Here is a 26929-nt window from a genome sequence, read left to right as displayed (position 1 = left end):
CCCCCTATTCAATTCTTTCAATAATTGTGGCATTTGCCATGCCCATTCCTTCGCAAATAGCAAGAAGACCATAGCGGCCACCCGTGCGTTCTAATCTATGAAGTAGGGTTACTAATAACTTTGTTCCTGTAGCTCCTAATGGATGACCTAATGCTATTGCCCCTCCATCTGGATTTAACTTTTCTGGATTGGCACCTGTATCTTTAAGCCAAACTAATGGAACCTGTGCAAAGGCTTCATTGACTTCATAGGTGTCCATGTCTTCTATTGTAAGTCCTGCTTTTAAAAGTACTTTTTTCGTCGCTTCAATTGGACCAGTTAGCATAAGCGTCGGGTCAGATCCAGTAACACTGCGAGCTACTATACGAGCTTTTGGTTTTAGTCCTAACTCATCTGCCTTTTTACGAGACATTAAAAGAACTGCAGAAGCACCATCACTCATTTGACTAGCATTGCCAGCCGTAATGACACCATTTTCATCAAATACAGGTTTTAACCCACTTAATACTTCAACAGTAGAACCTGCACGAGGGCCTTCATCAATTGCAAAGCTTTTTACTGTACCATCTGCTTGTGGAACCTCTACTGGAACAATTTCTTTTTCGAAATGACCTTTCTCAATTGCTTCAAAGGCTTTTGTATGACTTTCAGAAGAATATCTATCCAGTTCTTCACGCGTTAAATTCCATTTCTTGACCATGCGCTCTGACGATAACCCTTGATTGATAATTTCATATTTCTCGGTTAGTTTTGGACTTAGCTTCGCATTTCCTACATTTGAAAACATCGGCTCACGCGTCATGCTTTCTACACCACCAGCAATGACTATATCCATATCGCCAGAGGCAATTGCTTGTGCAGCAAAATGGACTGCCTGTTGACTTGAACCACATTGACGATCAATGGTAACCCCAGGTACATGTATGGGGAATCCAGCAATCAATGCTGCAGTACGGGCGATATTTCCACCCTGTTCCCCTATTTGTGTAACACATCCTAAAATGACATCATCTATGTCCGCTTTATCCACACCAGCACGATTTACTAACTCGTCTAAAACTAACGCTGCCAGTTCGTCTGGTCGATATTCTGAAAGCGCCCCTTTTCTTCTTCCGATTGCTGTTCGTAACCCTTCTACTATTACAACCTCTGTCATATCATTTCCACCCTCCGCTTTTCTTTAGTCCAGTTTCTGCGCCTAGCCCATCGAGTAGGTGCTTTAACTTTTCTGTCTGTCCAGCTCCGGTCACCAGCCTCTCGAGTCGCTTCAGTATTTCGGAGGCCCACAGGAAGTGGGTCAGTCAGTCGTTGCGACACGATGTCGCGAACTTAGACTGACTTCCAAAGCTAGGCGCTTGCGCTTTTCTTGTTACCTCGGTTGCATTCGAATTGCTCCGTCTAATCGAATGACTTCCCCGTTGATATACTCATTTTCAATCATAAAAACTACTAATGAAGCAAATTCCTCTGGTCGCCCTAGTCGCTTTGGAAATTCCACTAATGACTCTAGCTTTTCTATTACTCTATAATCTATGCCAGCTGCCATAGGTGTATGGAATAATCCTGGAGCAATCGCATTAATACGAATTCCAAAAGAGGACAGATCCCTTGCAATAGGCAACGTCATCCCTACTATCCCTGCCTTACTAGCACTATAAGCTGCCTGCCCCATCTGACCCTCAAAAGCTGCAACTGAGGCCGTATTGATAATAACGCCTCGCTCACCGGATTCCGTAAGCAAATCATTTTTAGTCATTTCCGCAGCAGCTAATCTCAATGTGTTAAACGTTCCTATTAAGTTTATATCTATTACTTTCTTGAAATTTTCTAAAGGCATTGCTCCAGATTTTCCTACTGTTTTTTGTGCTGGAGCTATACCTGCACAATTCACACAAATACGTATTGCCCCAAACTTTTCTACTGTTTGCTGAATTGCACTAAGGACAGATTCTTCATCAGTCACATTAACTATTTCATACGATACATTTTCACCTAATTCCAGAGTGACCTTTTTAGCTAATGCTTCATTTAAATCAAAAATTACTACCCTAGCTCCTTTTTGTAATAAGTGCGAAACAGTTCCAAGTCCCAATCCAGATGCTCCACCTGTTACAATTGCCACTTTGTTATTAATATCCATTGTTCCACCCCAATCATTGACTGAAAATTTTTAATAGTTCATTTAAATTATAACGCAAAAAACCTAAGGGAAAAGTATTATTCTCTTAGATTTGAATAAGCTCATATTCTCTTGGGCACTCGCGCCTACTACTGCCTGGTTATATTCTGGAGTCACAAAAATATTCAAACAATATGATATAGTGAGTTAATAGAGTGAAGTGAACTATTAAATTATGATATTAGATTGAAGGTGTTGAATTGGAACTTGTATTAATTATATTGCCGGTTTTTATTATTTTCTTTATCGGATTTATAGGACAAAAATTTATTGGCTTCGATATTAAATCTATCTCTACAGCTGCGCTATATCTAATGTCCCCATTTTTAGCTTTCCGAACTTTTTATACTAATGCCTTAACGATGGAATATTTTTATATCGTCTTATTCTGTCTTATTTTGGCGTTTATTTTACTTATAATTACTTGGGTAACTTGAATTCTTATGAAATCATCACGCTCGGAACTTTCTGCGATGATTTTAGGTGGAATGTTTATGAATAGTGGAAATTACGGAGCTCCTGTTGTGTTATTTGCTTTAGGTGCTACTGGCTTTGATTATGCTGTAATCATCATGGTTTTACATGGTTTATTCATTAATACATTTGGTATATTTTTCGCATCTCTTGGTGGTGGCGAGAAAGCGACATGGCAGCAGTCAGTGCACAGAGTTATTAGGATGCCGCTCGTGTATGCAGCTGCAATCGGTATTTTCCTTCAACAAACCGGACTACCCTTACCACAGGCGGTATTGGATGGAGTTGGACTTGTTGCGGATGCATCTATACCAACAGTAATGCTCGTTCTCGGAATGCAATTAGCTGTCATTTCGCGAAATAGGGTTGCCTATCGATACGTTGCTGCAGTTTCTGTTATTCGGATAATTATATCCCCCCTTCTAGCTGTTGGAATTTTATATTTCTTGCCGGTTAATGATACTGTCAAACAAGTTGCGATTATTTTAGCGGCTATGCCAACTGCAGCTAATACAACGATGTTAGCATTGCAGTTTAATACAGAACCAGATCTTGTTTCGTTTACAACTCTAATTACAACGCTCATTAGCATCGTTTCTATTCCGTTAGTTTTATTTTTCTTAGGTGTGTAATAGAGTAATAAAAATTAACTTTCACACCAGCAAACTCTTATTAGTTTTTCATAGCTAATAAGAGTTTTTATATATACGCCAATACATTATAGAAAAAGACAACTTTATTAAGAATTAGACAAGTTCTGGCTTCATAGGTTAGGTAGAAGGAGTGATATCATTTGCAACATCCAAGTTATCGAGGAAGTTATAAGCCCTTTGTTTCGCCACGGGATCCCTGCCCTCCTATTACCGTAAAGTATTTTGTGTTGCCACCACAGATTTTCACAAATTTCCAGCAACCTGGTCTACCACAATTTTCTCCTGAGGAGGCACTAATTCATGGTTCGCTCTGGCCCCAATTTGTGGATGGATTCTTCAGAGAGGAAGGAATTTCATGAGTGTTTTTGATGAAAGAATGGCTCTATTAAAAAAAATACAGCAAACGGATTTTGTTGTTGTTGAATGGACATTATACACGGATACACACCCTGATGATGAAGATGCTTTGGATCAATGGAGAGAAGCGATTAAAGATGCTGCGGCTGCACGTAAACAATATGAAAATAAGTTTGGACCAATATCCCTAAAATCCACACCCTCTAAACAGGCACTAGAAGTTGGTTGGCGCTGGAACCAAGCCCCTTGGCCATGGCAATTATGAGGAAGGAGAAATTAGATGTGGGTTTATGAAAAGAAGTTGCTTTATCCTGTTGAAGTAACCACCTGTAATCCAATGCTCGCAAGATATATTATGGAGCAATACGGAGGTGCTGATGGTGAACTGGCAGCTGCACTCCGATATATGAACCAACGTTATACTGTTCCGGATAAAGTAATCGGATTACTTACGGATATTTCCACTGAGGAATTCTCACATCTTGAAATGTTGGCGACCATGATTTATAAATTGACGAAGGATGCTTCTCCTGAACAACTAGAAAAAGCAGGTTTAGGTGCACATTTTGTTAATCATGGCCATTCATTATTCTATGAGAATGCTGGGGGCGTTCCATTTACAGCTACGTATATACAATCTAAAGGTGATCCTATTGCCGACTTATATGAAGATATTGCTGCAGAAGAAAAAGCACGTGCAACCTACCAGTGGTTAATCGATATTTCAGATGATCCTGGTATCAATGATTCATTACGTTTTTTAAGAGAACGAGAAAACATTCATTCTCTTCGTTTCCGTGAGGCTGTTGAAATGCTTAAAGATGAAAGGGATAGGAAGAAGGTTTTTTAACCAAAAAACGCATGATCTTTTGGAATTTTACCAAAATGACCATGCGTTATTTTATTTTTTATCTTTTTCAAACATAACTATTAAAGCAGGCAATAAAATACCTCGTATTAAGAATGTATCCAAAATAATGCCGACCGCCACGATAAATCCGAAAACGAATAACAATTGGATCGGCTGAGTCATTAATACTGCGAAGGTCGCAGCTAAGAGAATACCTGCCGAAGAAATAACCCCACCCGTGTGAGAAACCGCAATTTCTACCGCCTTTTTCACAGGATGTTTTTCACGCTCTTCTAAATATCTTGATATAAGAATAATATTATAATCTATTCCGAGTGCTACTAGGAACACAAACGAATACAACGGAACACGATTACTAATCGTATCAATATCGAAGAATAAGTTAGTTAAGAACATACCTAATCCAAGCGCTGCCAAGAAGGACAATAGAATAGTCCCCATCATGTATATTGGCATTTTAATAGATTTCGTTAAAACGATTAATAAGATAAAAATTAATATTGTTTCCAGCACAATTATAAGGATAAGATCACGACTATTTACGGAACGATCATCCACTTGTGAGGCTGTTTCGCCTGCAAAGTATAAATTACCTTCTATATTGCTACTATTAATAATACTTTCTTCATCTTCAATCATTTTCTCCAGAGCATCCATCGACTTAGTTGAATATGGACTTTCCTCAAATGTTAATTGGAATTGTGCTGCAAGTCCATCTTCTGAAATCCCCGTAGCTCTAACAGTACTAACTAAATCTTGCTGTAATAACTGTTCGATTAGACTTGCTTGCGTCTCTTCCGTAATTTCACTTTCAGATTCAAACAAGACAGTGGTAGGAGCTAAATCCCCTTTTGCAAATTCATTTTCAATAATTTCATACCCTTCACGAGAAGGCATATCATCAGGGAATGACTTCATCGTATCAAATTCATAATTCAAATTGAATAGATTCAAGGCGGAAACAACTAAAATCACTAATATGGAAGCAGCAGCAATTTTAGGTTTATTGACAACAAACCTCGCAATTTTGTTCCATAATGAATTTGCTTTTACTTCTTTTTCCCCATATTTCGGTACACGTGGCCAGAAAGACTTGCGACCGAAAAGTGTAAATAATGCTGGGATTAATGTAACCGATGCAAACATAATAACAAGCATTGTTGTCCCGAATATTGGAGCAAAATTACGATAATCTCCAAATGATGCAAAGAAAAGTACGAGCATTGCAGCTAAAACTGTACCACCTGCGAAGAATACAGGAATTCCAGTTTCGCGCATTGCATATTTCATCGCATCGAATTTAGTTTCATAGTTCATTAACTCTTCCCTGTAACGAGAGAATACGAACAACGAATAGTCAATCGTTGCGGCAAACAGTAGGATAGACATAATGGATAAAGACTGACTAGCTAAATCTAAACCGTTACCTCCTAAAATTCCAAGCAATTGATTTACTACCTGATACACAAAAACTGCTGCTAAAAGGGGAATTAGCGCTAATAATGGAGAACGATAAATGACAATTAATAGAATTAAAATAATCCCCACTGTCGACAATATTAAAACAACATCAGCACGTTCAAATAAATTCGTCGTATCTACAGCAATTCCAGCCGGTCCCGTCATATAAACGGTTGAACCGGTTTCCTCCGTTACAATTTCACTCACCTGATCCAAGCTCTCTTCTAAATCAGAAGTTTCTAGAGAAGTGATAAAACTTAGCGGAATAACGGCTGTTTTCTTATCTTCTGAGAAAAAACCTTCTAGCGCTTGAGGTGGCAGTTTACTAAAAGGGAGCATTTCCTTTAAGCCGTTTATATCTGCTGCCGCTACTTTATCCAAGGCAGTTCCAAGCATTTTAACTTCTATCTCTTCCTTAGACTGAAGCACTAAAATTCCCGGCAAACTTTCCGCATCTTTAAAATGCTCATCAATATTTTCTTGAGCTATAACTGATTGGGCATCCTCAGGTAACGAGGCTACACTTGAAACTTTATGATCACTTGATCCTGGTGCAAACACGGTAAGAATTACTGTTAGAGCTATCCAAATACCTAACGTTATCCACATACCTTTGCGAGTCGTAACAAAATCAGTTACTTTTGCTAGCATCTTTTTCAATAAGATCACTTCCTACTTTTATTTAATTCATGACACTAGTGTCACTTTGGACAAAAAAACATACCTGTCACTTACATTATGTGTAAAAGTGACGTGTATGTCAATTAAACTTTTTGAAACATTCCTTCACTTAAGATTTCTCTGATGGAAGCTATCCATTCATCATTAGGAATTCCAAAATGATTGGGAATAGCAATTGTTTGAAAAATCATCCCAAGAATTATAGCATCAGATAGATGACTTTTAATCACTTGCTCCTTCTTCCCCTGCTCGATTAATCCCTGAAATTGTTTGTACATGTCAATGTAATATGTATTTAACTTTGTCTGATTGGATTGGTCTCGATGGGAAGACTTTTTAGGAATTTGATTGATAATCTCCAATATCTGATGGATCTCACTATGCTTAAAAATAAAATCAATAACTAGAGAAAACTGAGTTTGAAAATCTCCACTTTTATCGAGCCCACTAAAACTTAGATTAAAGCGATTCATTTCATACACGAGAAATTCCGATATAAGATTGTCTTTGTTCTCATAATATTTATATATACTGCCACGAGAAACCTCCATCACTGAAGCTAACTTGCTAAATGTAAAGGAATCATAGCCGTCCTTAATTAGCAATAACTTCGTTGCTTTAAATAACTCGTCGTCTGTAAATTTACGCTCTCGTGCCACTTATCTCACCTCACTACCCAAATAGTATAGTACATAGATGAAAAAAGTTAAACAACACTTTAAAATCACCATAAAATAGTAGTGAAGGTATTATCATAATAAAACCGATGCTAAATAGTAGTAGAAATATTTAAATTTCCTTCATTTTGGTTTTTAATAATTCATTTGGACCTTTAAAGTTATAATTCTCCTCGCTTACACCCGGGTAACTTTGGTCAAGACAATCATCCTTATCCAAATCATCCCATACAAAATCGCTGTCTGGAAATTCTTCTGGGTTGGTAGAACCTGCATTCTTTAAGAGCTCCGCCAGTTCTTCTTTCGAAATAGCCATACTAGGTTTCTTTTCCTCCATATTATTTGCCTCCAAAAATTTTTATACTCTTTTAAAATGCGAAACGGTTTCATCGTCTGACCAAGCAAGGCGATATTTGAGCGTATAAAGAAAGCTTAGAATGATAAACGGCCCATCTGAATTGTATTCAAATTGCACTCCTCTTTTCTCCAATGTACGCATAAGCGGTTCAATTTTATCAAAATTTTGTTCCTGATAAATTTGATTAGCTTCTTTATACACTTCTTCCATGAAATTTAGAATTTGGTATTGTTCAAATACTTCACGTTCTTTCTCTCCACAATAATAGGGATTACTTAACATCACATCTACTATCTTATTAGTCACTTTATCTACGCCGACAAACAATTGATTTACTAAGAGCTCGTAGTCCTTAATAATACGGACTTCCTTGCGACGATTTTTCACTGCCTTTACAATACTCCGATGATACCAAGACTGATCTTTCTTAGGTCGATTAAATCTAAGCCAAACATCCTCTCCTTCTACCGATTGAGCAATAGTACTTAGATTATGCAATTTATCTGCCACAATTACATATAAATTATCAACTGTTTTCTCCGACATGCCATTAATTGTATGCTGTTTTCTCAATTCCCATGACAACCCCTTATCAGGTTCAGAAGCTTCCTTCACCAATTGAAGAATAGTATTGCCAAATACATTTAGCAACTCATCCTCTGTTGTATCCGTATCCTCCAGCGTATCATGTAATATTCCTGCAGCAACAACCTCATCCGATTGCCTTGCATCCTTCAAAATAAAACCTACACTAATTGGGTGCATAATATAAGGAATCGATGTTCCTTTCCTCATTTGTCCGGCATGTTTTATTACTGCAAACTCAATCGCTTTTTCTACTAGTTTACCCATCCTTATCAATCTCCTCATTTATGCTTCTACTAACTAATTCTATATTTCCTAGTGGGTTTCCTTCTAATGTTTATACTAAGAAAGACCAGGCACATGCCCAGTCATTTAAGTTCAAGACCTGTTTCTATCGTTTTCGAAGGGCTTTGGACAGACGTTTTGCTATATTATTACCGTGTGAATTTTAGGGATGTTGGTAGTCTTATGGCGTTTGCCTATCCGTCGCCCTCCTGCAACTCTTAGAAACAGGTTAGTGCATTTTTGGATAACTAGAGAAAAAATCCTATCCTATTTTGAGAAGAAGCTCACGAAGATGCAATTTCGTTCGCTATCTCGCCTCTTTATTTAGTGAACACTTAATATTTCTCTTATTTCCACTAGATGAAAGAATATCTACTTTTTTCAACCTTCGTTACAAAATAGTATTCCTAATTTAGCAGATGTTTTTATCACTATATTAACTTTGAGCACTATTATCACCTAAGCTATAGGCTATGCTAAATCTTAATATAGAGTACTACTCACTTAATTGATTGTAGTGAAATTTGTGGCGACTCCGGCGGGATGAGTGAGACTGATGAGATATCACAGCGACGCGCTAGCGACGGTGATACCTCATCACTCACCCCCTGGAGGCCAACAGGATGTTGGTCACAAAGGCGTTGCCACACGAGGTGGCGCTCTTAGCCTTTGTACCCCACCTGAAACGCAAATCATTAGTATTATTAATTCATTCTTTCACCCAAAAACACAGTTTACACGGTACAATTTATACTTTCTAATCTTTTAAGAAAAGCGCCACCAATGCTTTGTAGCAAAGGCGACGCTTTTCTATTAATGATTTGCAATAGTTGTTGCAATTCTATCAATTACTGGAATTGTACTCGATTTATTTTTTTCTGTTAACACAGTAAATATAAGTGTTTCTCCACTTTTAGTTTTTGCATATCCTGCTAGAGATTTAATATTTTCTAGACTGCCAGTTTTCGCAGTTACATTACCTTTAGCCGGAGCTGTTTTCAATCTATTTTTTAGAGTACCTCCAACAAGCCGGTCAGGTGAACCCGCCACAGGTAAACTCTTACTATATGTCGGGTACCATGGTTCTGAACGTACTAAATATAAAAGTTGCGAAAGTTGACTAGAAGTTGTTTTGTTCGAATATGACATTCCAGAGGCATCCTCAAATGTCCATTTGGAAACATCTAGTCCAATCGACAATGCGTATTCCTGCATGACAAGAAGTCCTGCATTCCAGCTTCCTTCATCATGTACTACTTTCCCCATTTCCTTCGCTAAAACTTCTGCATGAGTGTTATTGCTTAGTTTCATAAAGGGGATCATTAAATCCTTTAAATTCATTGATTTTCTAGACGTAAGAGCTTTTGCATTTTCTGGTGTCTTCGCTTGCACTATCTTAGAGCCTGTAGCAAATGTTATACCTTTTTCAGCTAATGACTTTTTAAATATATCTAGCGCATAAGCAGTTGGATCCGTAACAGAAATCCATTCTTTTATACCGGAAGTTCCGAATGGAGAATTGCCACTAATGATTACTTTATTAGTACCTACTTTACGAGTTATTTTTAATGTATTTTTAGATCCTTTAGGTACTGTTTTGGAGTTATTGATTACTTGTAAAACACTTGTAGCAGGTGTCAAAGTAACATTTGTTTTTCTTCCGTTATTACTTGGTGTTGCCGTCACAATGACCGAACCAGCATCATAATCTCCGTTTGGTGAAAGTGTTAATGCCGAGATTGGTGCAGCATAGTAATATGGCTCGTCCTCTGCTAAAATCCCAGCAGAAAGTCGAACTTTGTCATACCAAGTATCATCCCCAACTAAATTTCCACTAATATTTTTGATACCTTGTTTTGCCAATGATGTTGCAAAACTATCCAAATGTTGTTTTAGTAATGTTGGATCTCCCTGTCCTTTTAGATAGAGATTTCCTTTTAAAGTCCCTTTTTCCACTTTACCTTCTGATAAGACCGTTGTAGAGAAACGATGATTTTCACCAAGCGTTTCTAATGCAGCTGCTCCAGTTAATAATTTCATCGTAGAGGCAGGAGTAACCGCCTTGTCTGCATAATGTTCATACACAATTTCTCCGGTAGAAGCCTTCCTCACCGTGACACTTGTAGAAGCACTTTTCATTCGGCTATCCGCCATTATAGTATTGATGCTAGTTTTTAGGCTGCTGTAAGAAGAAGCTGCCTCAACAGTATTATGCTCACTTGTAGAAATAAATACAGAACTACTAATCATCACGATTGATACGACAGAAACTAATAGTTTTCTCCAAATCCCCACTATACTCCTCCTAATTCGTCTTTTAAGTTAATGTTAGTTTAACACGTAGTTGTCAGATAATAAGGAATTTTTTTATTTCCACAAGAAATTGGACCATATACCTAGTAGACATTTTTTAGATTTATCTATATACTAGCTTTAACTACTTTGTAAAGCAAGGTAGCATTTTTTTTAGGTCACTACTTTGTTTTACAAGATAGTGAAAGGGAGAAGAAACATGTCCATTAGAAGTCAACTACTTAAAGGAATTCTTGATGGCTGCGTCCTCGCCGTTATCAAAAAAGAAGCAGTATACGGTTATGAATTGTCTAAAAAGCTTCAAAAAGTCGGTTTAGAGGATGTGAGTGAAGGCACCATTTATCCTGTTTTATTGAGACTTCAAAAAAATAAACTTATTATCGGTGAAATGAGACCTTCCGAATCTGGACCTAACCGCAAGTATTATTCATTAACTTCTGCTGGAAAAGAAGCTCTTGAAATAATTTCGGTAGAGTGGAATCAGTTAGCGGTACCTATTAATGCTTTATTATCGAAAGGAGATGAAACGGTTGAAAGCGAGTGAGTTAATCAAACAAAACAATCAAAAAAGAGCGTTACTGACGGAGGAAAACGAGAAATATTACACGAATTTATTACTTTATATTCGAACTAAGCTAACCTTATCAGAGCAGCAATCAGAAGAAGTTTTGATGGAAATGTTAGATCATCTTTCGGAAGGTCAACAGGATGGTAAAACAGCGCGAGAAATCTTTGGCAATGATCCTACGGGTTATGCAGATGAGATTATTAGTCATTTACCACGTGAAAATAAACGCGAGAGTTTCCTATTCGTAAGTGAAATCGTTATAAACTTATTTGGTTGGTTTTTAATAATGAGAAGCATAATTATTCCAATAATAGGTAGTAAAGCTTCCGAAGAAGTATCTATCATTTCTTCCCTACTTCTCATCCTATTAATAATGGTAATGACTGCTTTAGGTGTTAGAGGAATATTTGGTTTAATAAGTCAAAGTTCTTTTGATGAAAAGGCTTCTGATAAAAAGGCGATGATTAAGGCTGGTTTATATGGAGCTGGCGGATTTTCAGTTATTGCGATTTTTAGTTTTTTGGCAAAGGAAATCGGTCCAACCTTTACATTACCATGGCAAATTTCTTTTGGTTTAGGTGCTATATTATTACTGATATCTTGGCTAATGAAAAAGTTCAGATTGCGATAACAAGGACAGATGGAGAAATGCACACCTTCTCCATCTGCCCTTAATCCTTATTCATTTACTTGAATTGGCGATAATACAGTTGTTTCATCTATATAAATAAAGGCATCATATCTGCTCCCGATTTTAGAAGGCACATAATTTCCATAAGCTTCGAAGTCTGGATTATACACGACACCAATAGCCCGATGCCCCACCCAATCATTAAAGAATATTCGATTCTCATCGTCAAAAAGCAAAATCTTATCAGAGGCTTCCACACGATGTAACATTTCTTCCCAGGAGTCTTTTCTTGCAGGTGGCACTGTCATCTTTTTAGGAATTGTTCCCCACTCATCAGCCGCAATAACCACCCCTTTATGTGTACCAAATCCGACCGAAAACACATTTTCTGCCTTGTTCTGTAGACGAAGAATTTCCCCCACATTTGTCAGACCTTCTTCTTTCATATCCGTCGCAGATGCATCTCCAATATGGGTATTATGTGCCCAAACTATTATTTTCGCATCTTTACCATGATAATCCATTATTTCATTAATCACTTCGACCATATGTTCATCACGAACATTCCATGAAAGTTCATCACTCCGAACCATCGCTCGGTAGTATTCCTCCGCATTTTGAGCAACCAAAGAATTTATCTTTAAATTTAAATCTGCTTCCTGATTATTTTCATACTGCTTTACATTTATACGAATGGAAGAAACTAACTTCGCCACTTCCTCTACACAAGCATCTGAAATGTGAATGGCAGAAAAAGCATACGTTTCGGGATGACGATTAAAAGGCTCAAAACAGGAAATTGCTTTTTTCGCAAATGCCATATCAGTTCCTTCCGGATTCGTTTTACGCAAATAGCTTACGACCTCATCAAGAGATTCCCATAAACTATACACATCGACTCCATAAAATCCTATTTTCCTGTTATCTTCTAATTGCTTATTATGTTTTTCTAACCACTCAACCAATTCGGAAATCTCTTCATTAGCCCACATCCATGTCGGCCAGCGTTCGAACGCATTTAATACCTTATGTTTGTTAACCTCTGGATCGTATCCTTTTATAAATCTATTTACTCGCTGAGTGGATGGCCAATCCCCTTCTACCGCAATTAAAGTAAATCCCTTTTCTTGAATTATACGTTTAGATAACTCAGCTCGAACTTTATAAAATTCTGATGTCCCATGACTAGCTTCTCCTAGCAAAACAATCTTCGCATCCCCAATCGCGTTTAAAAGAGGAGTTAAATCATCTGGAGTATTAAATGGCAGTGCAAACTTTTTAATAGCTTCTGTAAGAGATTTCATCGTTAACACTCCTTTTCATTTAAAGTCTGTGTGTTTCCCATTTACTTATACTATTTTTCAATACTTAATGGAAAATTATGATATGATAGTAAAAATTAAATGCAATGAAGAGAAGAGTAAGTAATCGATTTCTTAACAGAGAGCCCTATTAGCTGCAAATGGGTAGGATTGAAGTTACTGAAACAAGCCTCTGAGCTTCACATAGGACTTGTACAGAACAAGGTATTATGTGACAGTCGCTCCTGTTATAGAGCTAGGGTATAAGCATGTTTACATGCCGTACTTGAAAAGGCCACTAATGGTGACGTTAGGGCAAACTAGGGTGGCACCACGACATATTTTTCTCGTCCCTAAGACAACAGTCTTGGGGGTGGGATTTTTTTATTGGCCAAATTAATATGTCGGGGGTTATCGTATGAATTCATTCAAATGGAAGTTTCCTATTTTATTTTTGTGCTCCGTTGGAATTGCCAATATCGGAGGATGGATATACTTATTAGCGATCAACTTAATGATATTAGAAATAACAGAATCTGCTCTAGCAGTTGCATTATTATATATTATCAAACCTATCACCCAATTATTAGTTGGACCTTGGGCTGGTAGTATCATTGATCGAGCCTCTACTAAGCATATTATGGTCTATTTAGACATAATTAGAGCAATACTAATCTTCTTCATCCCTTTTTCTGATTCCATTACGTTCATTTATATACTAGTGTTTTTCATCCAAATGGCTGGGGCAATATTTGAGCCAGCATCCTTTACGTATATGACACTTTTGCTACCTGTAAATATAAGAAATCGATTTAACGCAATTCTTAGCTTTGTCCATTCGGGTGCATTTGTAACTGGCCCATTAATTGCAGGTGTTTTATTTATGATTGGGTCTCTTAAGGAAGTACTATTTGTAAACGTCGTTATTTTTCTAGTATGCGCTGCTCTTACACTTCTACTACCTAGGAAAATGTCTCAATCCACTTTTGAGAATTCAAGAATAACTTGGTTGAACATCCGAAATGATTGGAGTATAGTTGTACATTTTAGTAAAAAAGTTATTCCTTTTTTCATCTTATATATGATGTTCCAAATGATAATGCTATTAACTGCCGCATTAGATTCCATGGAAGTGACCTTTGCCAAGAAGGTCCTTAATCTATCCAATACCGCCTATGGATCTCTTGTCACTCTTGCAGGAATTGGATTTCTATTGGGTGCCATCTGCACAAATATATTAGTAAGATTCGCTCCAGCTAAACAGTTAATGAGTCTCGGGACAATTTTTGTCTCTGTTGGTTATGTTATTTACAGTTTTTCTACAGCTTATTTGTTAGCTAGTATAGGATTTTTTGTTCTTTCATTTTTTCTATCCATTTCAAATACTGGTTTTATGACATACATTCAATCCAATATCCCTGCCGATATGATGGGGAGAATATCAAGCCTTTATGAGATGCTATCGAGTTGTGTACAAATAATAGTTATTCTTTTTATGGGAATTGCTTCTCAATGGTTTTCTATCAAAGAGGTAGTCATTGATGGTTCTATTCTAATGTTCTGTGTAGCGCTCGGATTAACTTTACTTTCATCTAAAAAGTCAAACAGGAAATTCGTCTAATAGAATGCAACTTTTTGGGTCTTCACATCATTCAATTGAATATCTTTATAAATTGAAGCCTTAAGAGTTTTTTAGTAACCTCAAACCATGGTACGATTGGATAATAAAAATAAGAAGGTCCAGGTGACACCAACATATGAAGAAGATAATTCAACATCTTACGAAAAGGCAATGGATTATATGGAGCAGCTTGCTGTTAATTTTAGGTTTCGTCTTATTAAACAAAGATATTGTTATGCCCTTACTGTCTGGGGATATAGATGAGGTCCAACTCTTTTTAGAGAGAAATATTGGCTATGCGCTATTTTTTATGGCCTTAGTTATGCTCATTCAAAATTCATTTACTATATTTCCACTTATTATAGTTATTACGATTAATATCACCTTATTTGGATTTATAAACGGCTTTTTATGGAGTTGGTTTACGAGTGTTATTGCTTCTATTATTGTGCTATATGGCGTGCGCTATGTTTTCCAGGAAATTATTATCGAAAAGTTCAATAAAGGTTTAATTGAAAAGGTAGATGCAAATGGTTTTGCATATGTTCTTCAGGGTAGACTTTTCCCCTTTATCCCAACTAGTCTGATTAATATTTTGTCTGGTCTTAGCACTATACGTGTCGTACCTTTCACTATAGCTACCGCAATTGGAAATTTCCTATATTTCTTTGTTCTTGCACTAATTCCAGCGGGAATATTATCATCTGATGTAGAAGAATATGTCATTTTCGGCGTTATTTTTGCGACAATTCTTATTTATTATTTAATGAAATATGTTAAGCACAAAAAGAAACCTATAAAAAAAGTAGAATCGTTAGATTAAGCCGTAAGAGTGATTATTTTTGAATAAAGATATTCAGGGAACGAACATTAGGTAAAATTTAAGACTTGTCTCTTCCAAGTAGATACAAATTGGAAGAGATTTTTTATTTACTTGCTTTCCTACTGGATATACTTGCGCTACTAAATCAGTTACTTGCCTTCCAAGTCTATTTACTCGCTCTTCGCCCTTATTTACTTGCTCTGAGTTGCCATTTACTTTCGGAACGGATTTTTTTTACAAATTAATACATAAAAAGGACATCCATCGAGGGATATCCTTTTCACGCATGAATCATTTATAAAATTCTGTCGGTATCGCACCGATATTTCTGCGGTGATACAGTAAAGGCTCTTTTGCTGCATTTTGTATGTGGAGCACTTCACCAATCATAATCGTATGATCGCCTGCTTCTACTTTTTTAAATACTTTACATTCTAATGTTGCTAACGAGTTTGACAGCACAGGTAAATCAAACTCCGATTTGTTCCATTCACACTGTGCAAATCGATCCTCTACTTTACTAGCGAATAAATTACACATATCCGCTTGGTCTGCAGCTAAAATATTTACCGTGAACTTATCTACTTTTAAAAACTCTTCGTATGAGTATACTCTCTTATCGATAGACCATAATATTAACAATGGATCTAAAGAAACAGAAGCGAATGAGTTTACAGTCATTCCCATAGGTTTACCATCACTATTAAAAGCTGTAACGACAGTAACTCCCGTAGGATAATTTCCCATTGCCGCTTTAAAGCTGGCTACTTGATCTAATTTATTTTCCATCTAGAAAACATCCATTCTCTTTTTCTTTTAAGCATATCAAAACGCCACCCTTCTTTCACACATTTGGATTCAATCGAACCTATTTTGTTTAAATTCACTCCAACGGGGTATATATAAATTAGAACACATTACTAATTAAATGGAGGAATTATTATGACAGTCAAACTAACAGTAGAAAATGCAGTTCAAGCAAAACAAGAAATTGAAAAACTTGAAACACAAGGATACGTTCGAGACAATATTCATATTTTCGCCCATTTTAAACAAAGAGCAAACAATATCAATGACGCGCTCGACACTTCTGAGGTCGGTATGAAAGAACAAGGATTTTTACAATCATTTAAAAACATGTTTACTTCTCGTGGAGACGAGCTTCGCAACAAAATGGAAGCTGCTGGTATTTCTAAACAAGAGGCTGAGGCTGCTGAAAAAGAACTAGACGAAGGTAAATTAGTAATTATTGCTCATAATTAAATAATCGAAGTATATCCCATTCCCTCATAGGAATGGGATTTTTAATTATTTTATTCTTTAATAGGCGTTCTGGTGATGAACACTTGTAAATGGATCAAAGTAAAATTCACAAAGTTTCACTCTTTCCTTTTAAAAGCCCTCTCATGCTGAAGTAACCATTCTTTTCTCCACAAACCACCTGCATAGCCTGTTAGTCTTCCATTTGATCCAATAATTCGATGGCATGGAATGATAATACTTAATCTATTTTTGCCATTGGCGGTTCCTACCGCTCTAACTGCTTTTTCATTTTTAATGGCAGTAGCGATATCTTTATAGGACCCAGTTTCAGCGTATGGAATAGTTGTCAAAGCGTTCCATACCTTTTTTTGAAATTCTGTACCCTCAAAGTTATAAGGTAATGAAAATACATGACGCTCCCCCTTAAAGTATTCGTCCAGTTGATTAGAACAATCCATTAAATTCTGTGGGGTTTCAGAGTTTACTGTATTACTCATTTCATCCCCCTCAACAAACATAATAGAACTAACTACTTCCTCTGTTCCCATTATTTCTATTACGCCAATTGGAGATTTGTAATCTAATTTATTCATATAAAGACCTCCATAGATAAAAGGTGGCATACGCTTGCCAACCTTCCCAATTTGTTGCCATTTCTTTAATTTCCTCTATTGTCGGTTTACGCTCTAGCCCTAATTGAGCCTTTAAAGCATTATGCAGACCGACATCTGTTATCAGAAAGGCATCTGGGTAGTGTAAACATTTCATCAGTACATAGTCCGCTGTCCATGGTCCTACTCCCCTTATCCCCAGTAAAGACTTTTGTGCTTGCAGATACGTTGGTTCTTGCAGCAACATTTCTTTTGTTAATTCTCCATTTCTCATAGCCTCGGCAACTCCAATTACATATTCAGCCTTCCTAACAGTAAATTGTAGTGTTATTAAATCCTCTACCCCTAGTGTCGCTATTCTTTCATATGTTGGATATAGCCAAAAAGTGTTCCCTTCAAAAGTAAGGCACTCTCCGAAGTGTTCAACAAAACGTTGCTTTAGTTTGTACGCAAAAGTCAGATTTATTTGCTGCCCCATTATTGCCCAAGTCAACGCCTCAAATAAGTCTGGTATACACATCATCCGTAACCCGTAATATCTCTTGTGGATTTGTTGCAATATCTTATCTTGTTTAGCTACCTCATAAAAAATGCTCAAGTCTTGATCCAAATCAAACCATTCCCAAATATACGCTACTATTTCTTCATCACTGGTCATAGACAATGGGCGAATGGGAAAATCTACATGAATTACATGTTGAACGAACCCAATTCTACACAAGATTAATTCTACATTTACATTAATCAGCTTATATAATAAACCATCTCTAATTTGATGTAACACTTCTTCTTGGGACCTCCCTAAGAACACTAGGCATTCATCAAAATTGAATTCCTTCGGTGGATATATCTCAATAAACGATCCGTGATTGCTCCATTGCATTACAGTAGCTCCTTTTTCGCAAGAATACGATATTCACTTGGTGAACAATTCTTCAAACGACGAAACGCCTTATAAAAACTTGAAGGACTTTGAAATCCGACTTTATAGCAAATCTCAAGATTTGATAGATTTGCAGTGAAAAGAAGATAAGCTGCTTTATCAATTCTTATTTTCTCCAAATAAATACGCGGAGTTTCTAACGTTTCCCGCTTAAACAAACGCTCCAGATAAAAAGGACTTACACCGACGTGATTCGCAATGTCCTGTAATACCAACTTCTCTTTATAATGATTAATTAAGAAGGCAGTTACATTTCTGACTATTTCAGTACGCGGGGAATGGTCAACTTCTGGCTGACATCTTTTACATGCACGAAAACCAGCACCCTCAACTTTATTGATGTCATAATAGAAATCTACATTTATTTTTTTGGGTTTTCTAGATTTGCACGATGGCCGACAGTATATTTTAGTGGTTTTTACTGCCGTAAAAAATAATCCATCATACTTTTGATCCCAAGCCATGACCTTATCCCACATTTCATCAAAAGAAAGATTGAGTGTATCCTCCATTGCATTCCACACCTTTCTAGGTTAGTAATCGTATAACAATGAAGTATCTTGTAGCTCCATTAATTGTGCAGCATTGCTGTCTAAAAAGGAAATGATTTTATCAGATAGGGCATTACCAAAGCTAAAACGTTGCACTCCCAATTCCTGCAGTATATGACAATTTGTAAGTCCTGGTAAAGACAATACATTAATTGGGGCGTGTATGGCCATTGTGATTTCTTTTATCTCGTCATAGTCGATCATTCCAGGTACAAATATTCCACTAGCTCCGCTCTCAACATAGGCCTTTGCACGATTTACTGTTTCATAAAAAGGGTTTTCTGTTCGAAAGTATGTATCGGTTCTAGCATTAATATAAAAACCGTGATAGCCATGATTATCTAATGCCATTCTGATTGCTGATAAAAGATTACAATGTTCTTTCATTGTTCTGAGCCCCATTTGTTTCTTGAGTGAATCCTCAATATTGATGCCAGCAACCCCAACATCTGCCGTCCTTAAAACATTTTCAATAATTGTTTCCTTATCTTCTCCATAGCCTGCCTCAATATCTGCAGTAACAGGTACTTTCACATTTGCTGTAATCGTTTTAATAACTCCAAGATGTCTTTCAAAATCAATTAATTCTCCGTCAGAATATCCAAACGAGTTCGCAATTCCCCGACTTGTTGTACCAATTGCTTTAAAGCCTACCTTTTCTAAAGTTAAAGCGGATAACAAATCCCATGCATTACCTAAAAATAATATTTCTTTTGATGAATGTAATTTATTGAATTCCTGAATGATATTCATTCTAACTCCTCCTAATGGTTGGTTACATCCATTTTACAAGGAGTCTGCACCTACTTCGTCCTCATTCTTGCGCTTATGGTCGACAAAGTAAAAAAATGCCAGGACCCATACGATTCTAAATTCGATAGGTACCGGCATTTATATTTTAGTTCTCATTCTTTTGCAAATGCAGTCTTTCTATAACATTCTGTTCTCCCTTAGCCCTTCGTTGTGCAACATCCGTGAAAATATTCGAATATATCAGAATAGCATTACATTATTAGTTATCATTCAATAGCGTTTGACTAATCAGATAACCTTTTAATAGAACTAATCAATCATTTCATAAGCCTCTTATTTGTAAGTTGGATTGTTCATTTAACCGCTTCTTCTTAAAAATTCCGGTAAATTGATGACCTTAATCAAAATATCATCAAGAGACTTTAAATGAACCAATTATTCTAGGGGAGTAACTTCAATTTCACTTAGACTTGAATCCTACTTTCTATGAAAAAGTCCTAATATTAATTGGGATCCACTTGAAATCTGCTACAATATAATAAGAAGAACGAATGTTTTATTAGAGGTGAAATGATGAAGCCAGTAATTTTAGCAGAAAAGCCTAGTCAGGCAAAAGCATACGCGGATGCTTTTAAAGTAAAACGTCACGAAGGATATTTAGAGATTAACCCATGTCCTATTTTTCCAGAGGGTGCTTTTATTACATGGGGAATTGGGCATCTCGTAGAATTAAAAGAACCAAAAGCATATGATCCAAAATGGGATAAATGGTCATTAGCTAGTTTGCCCATTTTGCCAGAAAGCTATGAATTTCAAATTGCCAAAGGAAAATTTAAGCAGTTCTCCGTCGTGAAAAAATTGCTTAAATCTACGGATATGGTTATTAATGCATGTGACGTAGACCGCGAAGGATCAAATATCTTCTATAGTATATATAATCAAAGCGGAGCACGCGGTCAAACGATCAAACGCTTATGGATCAATTCCTTAGAGGTTGATGAAGTACTGAAAGGCTTTAGTAATTTACAGGATAATCGTAAGGATCTTTTATTGTATGACGAAGCCAAGGCTCGTCAGATCAGTGACTGGTTAGTAGGCATGAATGGTTCCAGATTGTATTCACTTTTGTTGCAAGGACAAGGTATTAAAGAAGTATTTCCTATAGGACGAGTTCAATCTCCGACTATATTCTTGATTTACCAGCGTCAAAGAGAGATCGAGCAATTTGTTTCAGAGCCCTTTTATGAAATTGAGGCTACTTTCCGAGCAGAAAAAGGGGAATACAAAGGAAAAGCAAAAGCGAAGGAACCGAAAAGAGAATTAATTCAAGCGCTCCTTTCTCAACATTATATTCAGCCTAATTCGCCGGGTGTTATTACTTCAGTAGAAAAAGTAGACAAACGGACACCGCCCCCCCAGCTCCATTCTTTGTCGACATTGCAAGCAACTGCCAATCGATTATGGAAAACGAGCCCAGCAGATGTGCTAAAAACGATGCAGGGGCTTTATGAGAAAAAATTAGTTTCTTACCCAAGAACAGATGCAAGACATATTACACCAAACGAGTTTTCCTATATAGCGGCTCAGGTTTCGGATTATCAGCAAATTATTGGTCACCCTTTTGAAGTTGCTTCACTTGCTCCGAAAAAACGATATGTTGATAGCACGAAAGTACAGGAGCATTATGCCATCATTCCGACGAAGAAGCTCCCAACACCTGCTAAATTAGGTGGACTTTCCAGTCTCGAGCGAAATCTGTATGAAGAAGTCCTACGAACCACACTGTCAATGTTCCATACTGACTATTTATATACAGAGACAAAAGTGACAACAGATGTGAATGGTCTAGCCTTTTTCACTACCGGAAAAACGGAGCGAGATCAGGGATGGAAGGCATTATTTGCCCGCTCATCTAAGGAGAAAGAAGAACAGCCGCTCCCTCCCTTACAGGAACAGGAAAAGGTAGAGAGTGATATTGGTATTAAAGAAGGTAAAACATTACCTCCGAAGCCATATACAGAAGGACAGCTCATCGCCATGATGAAAACGTGTGGAAAGACTGTGGAAGACAAACTGGAAACAGAAATTTTAAAAGAAGTAGAAGGTCTTGGTACCGAAGCCACTCGAAGCGGAATTATCGAAACGATCAAACGACATGGCTATATTAGCGTAACGAAAAATATCGTTTCCATAACCGATAAGGGACGGGTCCTCTGTCAGGCAATTGAGGGCAATCTTCTCGCTAGTCCATCTATGACAGCTAAATGGGAAACCTATTTACGAAAAATCGGTAACGGAGAAGGCTCGATGGATCGGTTCCTAGGCAGTATCGCTAAGTTTATCCATAGCTTGATAGACGAGGTCCCAAACCAATTAAAAACGAAACAGATTAGTATAAAGCTAGCACCTCGACCATCAAAATATGATTCTAAATTCAATAGAGACCCTATTGTAACTTGTCCGAAGTGTCAAAAAGGGTCCATCATTGCCCACAAGAACTTTTATGGTTGCACCGAATATAAAAGTGGTTGTACTCAGACATTTAACGGTTACTTTTTAAAGAAAAAAATTACACCTAGCCAAATAAAGCTCCTTTGTACAAAAGGGAAAACAAATATGATTAAAGGATTCGAATCTGAAAGCGGTCAAAAGTTTGATGCCAGCTTAGCATTTGTTGAAGGTAAGATAAAACTAGAATTTAACAAAGAGTAATTCTTTCTAGTCGATAGATTATTTGTGATGGTTGAGCGATTACTCGTGGTGATGGGTCGATTTTATCAGCAGGCAATCTATATCGAAAAGGCCGATCTCCATAATGGAGATCAGCCTTTATTTTATTCAAATGGATATGCATGAACGATTGTCCCATTGCGACCTATTGTAGTCACTGCTTGGGACAATGAATTTAATATTGCCTCTTCTGTTACCTCAGCTGCTCCTTGGAATAAGTCGTTCATAACGGGATGATCATCTCTTAATTGCTGCCTTGTCTCCACACTTGCTTCCGAACTATGTTGTATTTTATGAGCAGTTGAAAAAGCGATGACAACATCCCCACTTCCATTGCTAAAATGACTACCAGTTCTTGCGAGACCTACCCCGCATCTTTTCGCAAGTCGAGTAAGCTGTCTATTACTTAATGGTGCATCAGTTGCCAAAACAATCATAATAGATCCATCTGCGGGCTTTGGAAAGTTAGGAACATTTCCTTTTTCATTCAGAACATACCTGGCAGCTTGGAATTCCTCTTTTCTACCAAAGTTACTAAGCACCATACACCCGACAATATAGACTGAATCACTAGTGTGAATAATACGGGAAGAGGATCCTATCCCCCCTTTATATCCAAAGCAAATCATGCCTTTACCTGCACCAACTGCTCCTTCTGGTGAAGTTTCAGACGAAGCACTTTGAATACACTCAATCGCATGCTTCGGTTGGACCGGGAACTTTCGAATTGAATTTAGCCGACTATCATTGCACTCCCCAACTACTATATTAATGGTCCCTGTAGAATCTCCAATTTCAGGATTTCTTTCTAACATATACTCGAGAGTCCCTTGAGAAACTGCGGGAATACCAAATGTATTCGTCAGCATGATTGGAGATTCAATTAGCCCTAGTTCATTTACTTGTACAAGACCCGTCGTTTTTCCGAAACCATTTAGAACGTAACTTGCTCCAACTACTTTCTGTTGAAACAAATTACCCCCATGTGGCAAGATCGCTGTTACTCCAGTACAAGCATGCTCTTCTCCTCCAAGTGAGCTATCTAATGTAATATGTCCCACTTTCACACCTTCTACATCTGTTATGCAGTTCTTATTCCCAACTGGAAATCTTCCTATTGTCGTTCCTCGTTGTCTAATTTTTTTTTGCTTCACGTTTTCTATCCCCTTATTTTAGAAACTTCTTTCCATTTATGAATAAAAGATTCTTCGCAAAATTCTTGTTTTTCTCCATACAAACGCAGAACGTCTTTTATTTCTTCCGCTAAGTATTTTTCATTCCGATTGTTCGCAAGACATGGATATCCTGAACCTCTTTGTAAATAATCAGAACTACCGACTAAGTACCATCTTTCTTCTTCTAATAATTCTCCATTCACATAAATTGCATGAATATTCTTTCCATCGTGTTCTATTTGAATTCCTGATACATGTAGCCTCCCTACAAATCTCCCTCTAAACCCTGGACCTCTTCCTTCTGCCAAGCAAATTTGGGTATCTAACGATTGCTCCAATGCTACTTTTATATACTTACCTTGAATCTCAAAGGATGTTGGATTTAATGGGGAAGGACATATTTCAATTAGCTTTTTTTGTGTCATTTCATGAAATATACCAGCATTACAAATACCACTATTGATAAGTCCAATTTCTGTACCTAACATATCCTTTAAACCGTCCGCTATTAAATTGGATATTGGATTCTCTTCTACTACGTCATGCCACAAAGTATGTTCCAGTGGATACATAGGTTTACTTAAGACTTCTATAGCTCTATCTTTATTTAACTTTAAAATGGAATCTATCTGCTCATTCTCTTGTATATCTTTTGTTGAAATAGTCTCTGAATGTATTAGCTTTGCTTTTCCATCTAGTATTTCTAATTCCAAAATACCTACATGCTCTCCATAATTACCTGCACTATTCATAATCGTCTTATCAATAATCTTTGCTTGCTCAAACAATTTATGGTCGTGGGCAGAAATAATAATGTCGATCTCTTTTATCTCTTCAGCAAGAGGTTCATCTGCAAAGGTTCCTACATGACTAAGTAATATACAAATGTCATACTGCCCTTTATTTTTCCGGATTTCAGCTTTAATAGCATTTGTATAATCAGTAATATGAATCCCTAATCCCTCACTGAATACCCCCATATCGGGAGAAGATCCAGTAATAAGAATTCGAAGTCCGTTTTTTTTAAAAATAATACTAGGTTTTACTCCATTAATATTGGAACGATCTTTCTTAAACAAATTGTTACTAATAAAAGGAATAGGGCTGTTACTCGCCATGTACTCTAGAGTATCTATTCCATTGAACATCTCATTGTTACCTATCGTAATAGCATCGTAACTACCAGCTGACAATAACTCGATAGCTGCCATACCTTTAGTACCTTGGAGCTCAATGCTTTTAAAATCAGCAAAATCTCCGCCATCTAAAACAATTGTATTTTCATCTTTATGTTGATTTATTAACGTAACTACCTTTTTATAGTTTTCGAAATTACTATGTACATCATTAGTATGAATAATTTTAAGTCTCATTTATACACCCCTACTCATATTTTACTTACTAATTATACCATATTCTAATTTTTCTAATTATTTATTTTTACCAAAATAGATTATTCCGGAGAGTTTAGGGAATGAAATAATAAATAGATCGAGGAGGTTGTAAAATGGAATTACTACAAGTTAATGGTCGGATAAACAAAAAGAAATTAGCACTTAGTATTCTTATACCTGTAGTTGGCGGCTCTATCACAGGCTGGATTGCCAATAAAAATGCACAAGAAAAATATAAAAAACTAAAACAGCCTTCATTTTCACCCCCTGGAGCAGTCTTTCCAATTGTATGGACCGCTCTTTATGCGACAATGGGAATTGCTAAATATCGTGTAGACCAAAAGCTGAAAGAAATGACAACGAACTCCTCACCAGCTATCCCCTTATACGACTTACAATTAGGTTTAAATTTTTTATGGTCTTTTCTATTTTTCCGTTGGGGATTACGTGGAACCGCACTTGTAGAAATTAGCCTTATGCTAGCATCCATTGCGTTAACTGCATATGAGTTTCAGAAATTGGACAATACTGCAGGAGTTATAATGATGCCGTATGTGGCATGGGTTACATTTGCACTTGGTCTGAATTATTCCGTATGGAAATTGAATAAATAAATTCTTTAGTATGCATGAAGTCCATGTATGGGTCCCCGCTAAAGTCAGGACCCTACTCTTCTTCCCTCCATATTTTTTTCTTCCACATTCTCCTTCTTTCTTCTGTTTTTATCTCGCTCATCTTACTTAAGATACTCTTATTGATTTCTATTTTTATTCTGTATTACTTAAACAGTCTAAGAACTAATAGGATAAATTTTAATTCTACATTAAATAATAGAAGAAATTTTCACAATAATCTAGCTTGTAAATTCACCTGTGAAAGAATTACAAATGATAGTAATTAATGTATTATATGATTATTATAGGAATTAAACTAAATAGGAGGAGAGTCCAATTTATCTTCAACATACTATTGGAAAAAAGGTTAAGGAAGCTAGATTAAACAAGACTTTAACTCAACAAGAACTAGCGGAAAGATGCAGTCTTACGAAAAGCCATATTTCAAAAATAGAAAATGGACAAGCCGCCCCTGCTGTGGCAACTCTATCTAAAATAGCACAAGAGCTAGATACTCCCTTGTCTTGGTTTTTGGAGTCCAATCTACTCAATAAATTATCCATAGTGAAAAGCAAGGACAAAAAATTAAAAATTGGAAATAAAGACATTGGTTATACTTATGAAGCTCTCGCAAATCGTCCTCGCTTTAGTAAAGTAGAACCAGTAATAGTCACCGTCCTACCTGAAGCTGAATATGTAACGCCATTTACCCATAGTGAAGACGAGTTTATTTATATTCTAAACGGATCGATCAACCTTTATTATGATGGGGAGTTACATTACTTAGAACAGGGTGATAGTGCTTATTTCGAAGGAAACACTCCTCATATTTTTCTTTCGGCAGATAAGAACAAGGAAGCAAAAGTGCTGACATTTTTTATACAAAATACCCCCCTTTAATTTAAGGAACTAACCGTATTTTTACCTTTCACATATTTACTAATCCTCATTAATAATTATTTCTCTATTTTTTGAATTTACTTCGATTTCTGAATAAATTTTAGATTTGGTATTTACAAATAATAATTATTAATGTATTTTTGTGTAATAGCATTCA

The 26929-nt window shown here is 36.7% G+C and carries 28 protein-coding genes and 1 other annotated feature; of the genes, 13 read left to right on the top strand and 15 right to left on the bottom strand.

Annotated features, from left to right (window positions below):
• Positions 1–4: 4 nt before the first annotated feature.
• Positions 5–1156 carry a thiolase family protein gene (locus LDK52_RS05645; protein ID WP_277584976.1) on the bottom strand — a complete coding sequence of 384 codons (1152 nt, stop codon included), beginning with the start codon at positions 1154–1156 and terminating at the stop codon, positions 5–7.
• Between the two features lie 213 nt (positions 1157–1369).
• Positions 1370–2140 carry a 3-hydroxyacyl-CoA dehydrogenase gene (locus LDK52_RS05640; protein WP_277584975.1) on the bottom strand — a complete coding sequence of 257 codons (771 nt, stop codon included), beginning with the start codon at positions 2138–2140 and terminating at the stop codon, positions 1370–1372.
• A 239-nt stretch (positions 2141–2379) separates the two neighbouring features.
• Here LDK52_RS05640 and LDK52_RS20020 point away from each other — a divergent pair, with 239 nt between their 5' ends.
• The 5 genes from LDK52_RS20020 (at position 2380) to LDK52_RS05620 (ending at position 4513) form a co-directional block, all read left to right on the top strand.
• Positions 2380–2616: a hypothetical protein gene (locus LDK52_RS20020; protein WP_320415342.1), complete on the top strand. Its 237-nt coding sequence runs from the start codon at positions 2380–2382 to the stop codon at positions 2614–2616.
• A 6-nt stretch (positions 2617–2622) separates the two neighbouring features.
• On the top strand, positions 2623–3285 hold the full coding sequence (locus LDK52_RS05635; protein ID WP_407081790.1) for an AEC family transporter: 663 nt from the start codon (positions 2623–2625) through the stop codon (positions 3283–3285).
• A gap of 161 nt (positions 3286–3446) precedes the next feature.
• On the top strand, positions 3447–3665 hold the full coding sequence (locus LDK52_RS05630) for a spore coat associated protein CotJA (RefSeq protein WP_277584974.1): 219 nt from the start codon (positions 3447–3449) through the stop codon (positions 3663–3665).
• Positions 3662–3928 carry a spore coat protein CotJB gene (locus LDK52_RS05625; RefSeq protein ID WP_277584973.1) on the top strand — a complete coding sequence of 89 codons (267 nt, stop codon included), beginning with the start codon at positions 3662–3664 and terminating at the stop codon, positions 3926–3928. Before LDK52_RS05630 ends, LDK52_RS05625 begins: the two co-directional genes overlap by 4 nt.
• A 15-nt stretch (positions 3929–3943) precedes the next feature.
• Positions 3944–4513, top strand: coding sequence for a manganese catalase family protein (locus tag LDK52_RS05620; protein ID WP_277584972.1), 570 nt, complete (start codon positions 3944–3946; stop codon positions 4511–4513).
• A gap of 51 nt (positions 4514–4564) precedes the next feature.
• On the opposite strand, the gene LDK52_RS05615 is transcribed toward LDK52_RS05620, so the two are convergent.
• The 5 genes from LDK52_RS05615 to dacB all read right to left on the bottom strand — a co-directional run bounded on the left by LDK52_RS05615 (position 4565) and on the right by dacB (position 10876).
• Positions 4565–6655, bottom strand: coding sequence for an MMPL family transporter (locus tag LDK52_RS05615; RefSeq protein WP_407081789.1), 2091 nt, complete (start codon positions 6653–6655; stop codon positions 4565–4567).
• 104 nt (positions 6656–6759) lie between these two features.
• On the bottom strand, positions 6760–7335 hold the full coding sequence (locus tag LDK52_RS05610; protein ID WP_277584971.1) for a TetR/AcrR family transcriptional regulator: 576 nt from the start codon (positions 7333–7335) through the stop codon (positions 6760–6762).
• A 130-nt stretch (positions 7336–7465) separates the two neighbouring features.
• Positions 7466–7690: a hypothetical protein gene (locus LDK52_RS05605; RefSeq protein WP_277584970.1), complete on the bottom strand. Its 225-nt coding sequence runs from the start codon at positions 7688–7690 to the stop codon at positions 7466–7468.
• A gap of 21 nt (positions 7691–7711) precedes the next feature.
• Complete coding sequence (locus LDK52_RS05600; RefSeq protein WP_277584969.1) at positions 7712–8563, bottom strand: HD domain-containing protein; 852 nt, start codon at positions 8561–8563, stop codon at positions 7712–7714.
• A gap of 831 nt (positions 8564–9394) precedes the next feature.
• The gene (gene dacB, locus LDK52_RS05595; protein WP_277584968.1) at positions 9395–10876 is read right to left on the bottom strand and encodes a D-alanyl-D-alanine carboxypeptidase/D-alanyl-D-alanine endopeptidase; all 1482 of its coding nucleotides are present in this window, start codon (positions 10874–10876) and stop codon (positions 9395–9397) included.
• A 217-nt stretch (positions 10877–11093) separates the two neighbouring features.
• Between dacB and LDK52_RS05590 the strand changes: the two genes are divergently transcribed.
• Both LDK52_RS05590 and LDK52_RS05585 read left to right on the top strand, forming a co-directional pair.
• Entirely contained in the window at positions 11094–11438 is a 345-nt protein-coding gene (locus tag LDK52_RS05590) for a PadR family transcriptional regulator (protein ID WP_277584967.1), read from the top strand.
• Positions 11425–12093 (top strand): DUF1129 family protein, encoded by a 669-nt coding sequence (locus tag LDK52_RS05585; protein WP_277584966.1) that lies wholly within the window; start codon positions 11425–11427, stop codon positions 12091–12093. The genes LDK52_RS05590 and LDK52_RS05585 overlap by 14 nt, the downstream gene beginning before the upstream one ends.
• A 47-nt stretch (positions 12094–12140) precedes the next feature.
• Here LDK52_RS05585 and LDK52_RS05580 read toward each other — a convergent pair whose 3' ends face one another.
• Positions 12141–13397, bottom strand: coding sequence for an erythromycin esterase family protein (locus LDK52_RS05580; protein ID WP_277584965.1), 1257 nt, complete (start codon positions 13395–13397; stop codon positions 12141–12143).
• Positions 13398–13492: 95 nt separating this feature from the next.
• Positions 13493–13752, top strand: a binding site (T-box leader).
• A 60-nt stretch (positions 13753–13812) separates the two neighbouring features.
• Between LDK52_RS05580 and LDK52_RS05575 the strand changes: the two genes are divergently transcribed.
• Together LDK52_RS05575 and LDK52_RS05570 are read left to right on the top strand one after the other, a co-directional pair.
• Positions 13813–15015 (top strand): MFS transporter, encoded by a 1203-nt coding sequence (locus tag LDK52_RS05575; protein WP_277584964.1) that lies wholly within the window; start codon positions 13813–13815, stop codon positions 15013–15015.
• Positions 15016–15151: 136 nt separating this feature from the next.
• Positions 15152–15838 (top strand): TVP38/TMEM64 family protein, encoded by a 687-nt coding sequence (locus LDK52_RS05570; RefSeq protein WP_277584963.1) that lies wholly within the window; start codon positions 15152–15154, stop codon positions 15836–15838.
• A 291-nt stretch (positions 15839–16129) separates the two neighbouring features.
• Here LDK52_RS05570 and LDK52_RS05565 read toward each other — a convergent pair whose 3' ends face one another.
• Positions 16130–16627, bottom strand: a complete 498-nt coding sequence (locus LDK52_RS05565; RefSeq protein ID WP_277584962.1) for a flavin reductase family protein — start codon at positions 16625–16627, stop codon at positions 16130–16132.
• Between the two features lie 153 nt (positions 16628–16780).
• Between LDK52_RS05565 and LDK52_RS05560 the strand changes: the two genes are divergently transcribed.
• Positions 16781–17101: a YflT domain-containing protein gene (locus LDK52_RS05560; RefSeq protein WP_277584961.1), complete on the top strand. Its 321-nt coding sequence runs from the start codon at positions 16781–16783 to the stop codon at positions 17099–17101.
• A gap of 116 nt (positions 17102–17217) precedes the next feature.
• On the opposite strand, the gene LDK52_RS05555 is transcribed toward LDK52_RS05560, so the two are convergent.
• From LDK52_RS05555 to LDK52_RS05540, 4 genes are read right to left on the bottom strand one after another with little or no spacing between them, the layout of a single operon-like run.
• Positions 17218–17694: a methylated-DNA--[protein]-cysteine S-methyltransferase gene (locus LDK52_RS05555; protein ID WP_277584960.1), complete on the bottom strand. Its 477-nt coding sequence runs from the start codon at positions 17692–17694 to the stop codon at positions 17218–17220.
• Entirely contained in the window at positions 17687–18595 is a 909-nt protein-coding gene (locus LDK52_RS05550; RefSeq protein ID WP_277584959.1) for a DNA-3-methyladenine glycosylase family protein, read from the bottom strand. The genes LDK52_RS05555 and LDK52_RS05550 overlap by 8 nt, the downstream gene beginning before the upstream one ends.
• Complete coding sequence (locus tag LDK52_RS05545; RefSeq protein ID WP_277584958.1) at positions 18595–19167, bottom strand: bifunctional transcriptional activator/DNA repair enzyme AdaA; 573 nt, start codon at positions 19165–19167, stop codon at positions 18595–18597. The genes LDK52_RS05550 and LDK52_RS05545 overlap by 1 nt, the downstream gene beginning before the upstream one ends.
• Positions 19168–19188: 21 nt before the next feature.
• Positions 19189–19959 carry an isocitrate lyase/PEP mutase family protein gene (locus LDK52_RS05540; RefSeq protein WP_277584957.1) on the bottom strand — a complete coding sequence of 257 codons (771 nt, stop codon included), beginning with the start codon at positions 19957–19959 and terminating at the stop codon, positions 19189–19191.
• Positions 19960–20532: 573 nt separating this feature from the next.
• Between LDK52_RS05540 and LDK52_RS05535 the strand changes: the two genes are divergently transcribed.
• Positions 20533–22671, top strand: a complete 2139-nt coding sequence (locus LDK52_RS05535; protein ID WP_277584956.1) for a type IA DNA topoisomerase — start codon at positions 20533–20535, stop codon at positions 22669–22671.
• Positions 22672–22793: 122 nt separating this feature from the next.
• Here LDK52_RS05535 and LDK52_RS05530 read toward each other — a convergent pair whose 3' ends face one another.
• Together LDK52_RS05530 and LDK52_RS05525 are read right to left on the bottom strand one after the other, a co-directional pair.
• Entirely contained in the window at positions 22794–23843 is a 1050-nt protein-coding gene (locus LDK52_RS05530; protein WP_277584955.1) for a DmpA family aminopeptidase, read from the bottom strand.
• 5 nt (positions 23844–23848) lie between these two features.
• Positions 23849–25237 (bottom strand): bifunctional metallophosphatase/5'-nucleotidase, encoded by a 1389-nt coding sequence (locus tag LDK52_RS05525; protein ID WP_277584954.1) that lies wholly within the window; start codon positions 25235–25237, stop codon positions 23849–23851.
• 134 nt (positions 25238–25371) lie between these two features.
• Between LDK52_RS05525 and LDK52_RS05520 the strand changes: the two genes are divergently transcribed.
• Both LDK52_RS05520 and LDK52_RS05515 read left to right on the top strand, forming a co-directional pair.
• A complete protein-coding gene (locus tag LDK52_RS05520; RefSeq protein ID WP_277584953.1) occupies positions 25372–25872 on the top strand; it encodes a TspO/MBR family protein in 501 nt (166 codons plus the stop codon).
• A gap of 336 nt (positions 25873–26208) precedes the next feature.
• Complete coding sequence (locus LDK52_RS05515; protein WP_320415343.1) at positions 26209–26772, top strand: helix-turn-helix domain-containing protein; 564 nt, start codon at positions 26209–26211, stop codon at positions 26770–26772.
• Positions 26773–26929 lie beyond the last annotated feature (157 nt).

Source organism: Psychrobacillus antarcticus (genome assembly GCF_029533155.1).
In the GTDB taxonomy this organism is placed as follows: domain Bacteria; phylum Bacillota; class Bacilli; order Bacillales_A; family Planococcaceae; genus Psychrobacillus; species Psychrobacillus antarcticus.
Note: the sequence above shows the minus strand (reverse complement) of the source record. Positions and strands in the feature narration are given on the sequence as shown.

What these genes read in the sequence shown, in the direction of transcription:
- LDK52_RS05545 (WP_277584958.1), bottom strand. Translation starts at nt 19,167, where the DNA reads ATGGAGGATACACTCAATCTTTCTTTTGATGAAATGTGGGATAAGGTC.
- LDK52_RS05520 (WP_277584953.1), top strand. Translation starts at nt 25,372, where the DNA reads ATGGAATTACTACAAGTTAATGGTCGGATAAACAAAAAGAAATTAGCA.
- LDK52_RS05550 (WP_277584959.1), bottom strand. Translation starts at nt 18,595, where the DNA reads ATGCAATGGAGCAATCACGGATCGTTTATTGAGATATATCCACCGAAG.
- LDK52_RS05580 (WP_277584965.1), bottom strand. Translation starts at nt 13,397, where the DNA reads ATGAAATCTCTTACAGAAGCTATTAAAAAGTTTGCACTGCCATTTAAT.
- LDK52_RS05525 (WP_277584954.1), bottom strand. Translation starts at nt 25,237, where the DNA reads ATGAGACTTAAAATTATTCATACTAATGATGTACATAGTAATTTCGAA.
- LDK52_RS05605 (WP_277584970.1), bottom strand. Translation starts at nt 7,690, where the DNA reads ATGGAGGAAAAGAAACCTAGTATGGCTATTTCGAAAGAAGAACTGGCG.
- LDK52_RS05555 (WP_277584960.1), bottom strand. Translation starts at nt 17,694, where the DNA reads ATGAATAAATTAGATTACAAATCTCCAATTGGCGTAATAGAAATAATG.
- LDK52_RS05540 (WP_277584957.1), bottom strand. Translation starts at nt 19,959, where the DNA reads ATGAATATCATTCAGGAATTCAATAAATTACATTCATCAAAAGAAATA.
- LDK52_RS05560 (WP_277584961.1), top strand. Translation starts at nt 16,781, where the DNA reads ATGACAGTCAAACTAACAGTAGAAAATGCAGTTCAAGCAAAACAAGAA.
- LDK52_RS05565 (WP_277584962.1), bottom strand. Translation starts at nt 16,627, where the DNA reads ATGGAAAATAAATTAGATCAAGTAGCCAGCTTTAAAGCGGCAATGGGA.
- LDK52_RS05620 (WP_277584972.1), top strand. Translation starts at nt 3,944, where the DNA reads ATGTGGGTTTATGAAAAGAAGTTGCTTTATCCTGTTGAAGTAACCACC.
- LDK52_RS05570 (WP_277584963.1), top strand. Translation starts at nt 15,152, where the DNA reads ATGAAGAAGATAATTCAACATCTTACGAAAAGGCAATGGATTATATGG.
- LDK52_RS05635 (WP_407081790.1), top strand. Translation starts at nt 2,623, where the DNA reads ATGAAATCATCACGCTCGGAACTTTCTGCGATGATTTTAGGTGGAATG.
- LDK52_RS05600 (WP_277584969.1), bottom strand. Translation starts at nt 8,563, where the DNA reads ATGGGTAAACTAGTAGAAAAAGCGATTGAGTTTGCAGTAATAAAACAT.
- LDK52_RS05535 (WP_277584956.1), top strand. Translation starts at nt 20,533, where the DNA reads ATGAAGCCAGTAATTTTAGCAGAAAAGCCTAGTCAGGCAAAAGCATAC.
- LDK52_RS05590 (WP_277584967.1), top strand. Translation starts at nt 11,094, where the DNA reads ATGTCCATTAGAAGTCAACTACTTAAAGGAATTCTTGATGGCTGCGTC.
- LDK52_RS05575 (WP_277584964.1), top strand. Translation starts at nt 13,813, where the DNA reads ATGAATTCATTCAAATGGAAGTTTCCTATTTTATTTTTGTGCTCCGTT.
- LDK52_RS05645 (WP_277584976.1), bottom strand. Translation starts at nt 1,156, where the DNA reads ATGACAGAGGTTGTAATAGTAGAAGGGTTACGAACAGCAATCGGAAGA.
- LDK52_RS05640 (WP_277584975.1), bottom strand. Translation starts at nt 2,140, where the DNA reads ATGGATATTAATAACAAAGTGGCAATTGTAACAGGTGGAGCATCTGGA.
- LDK52_RS05625 (WP_277584973.1), top strand. Translation starts at nt 3,662, where the DNA reads ATGAGTGTTTTTGATGAAAGAATGGCTCTATTAAAAAAAATACAGCAA.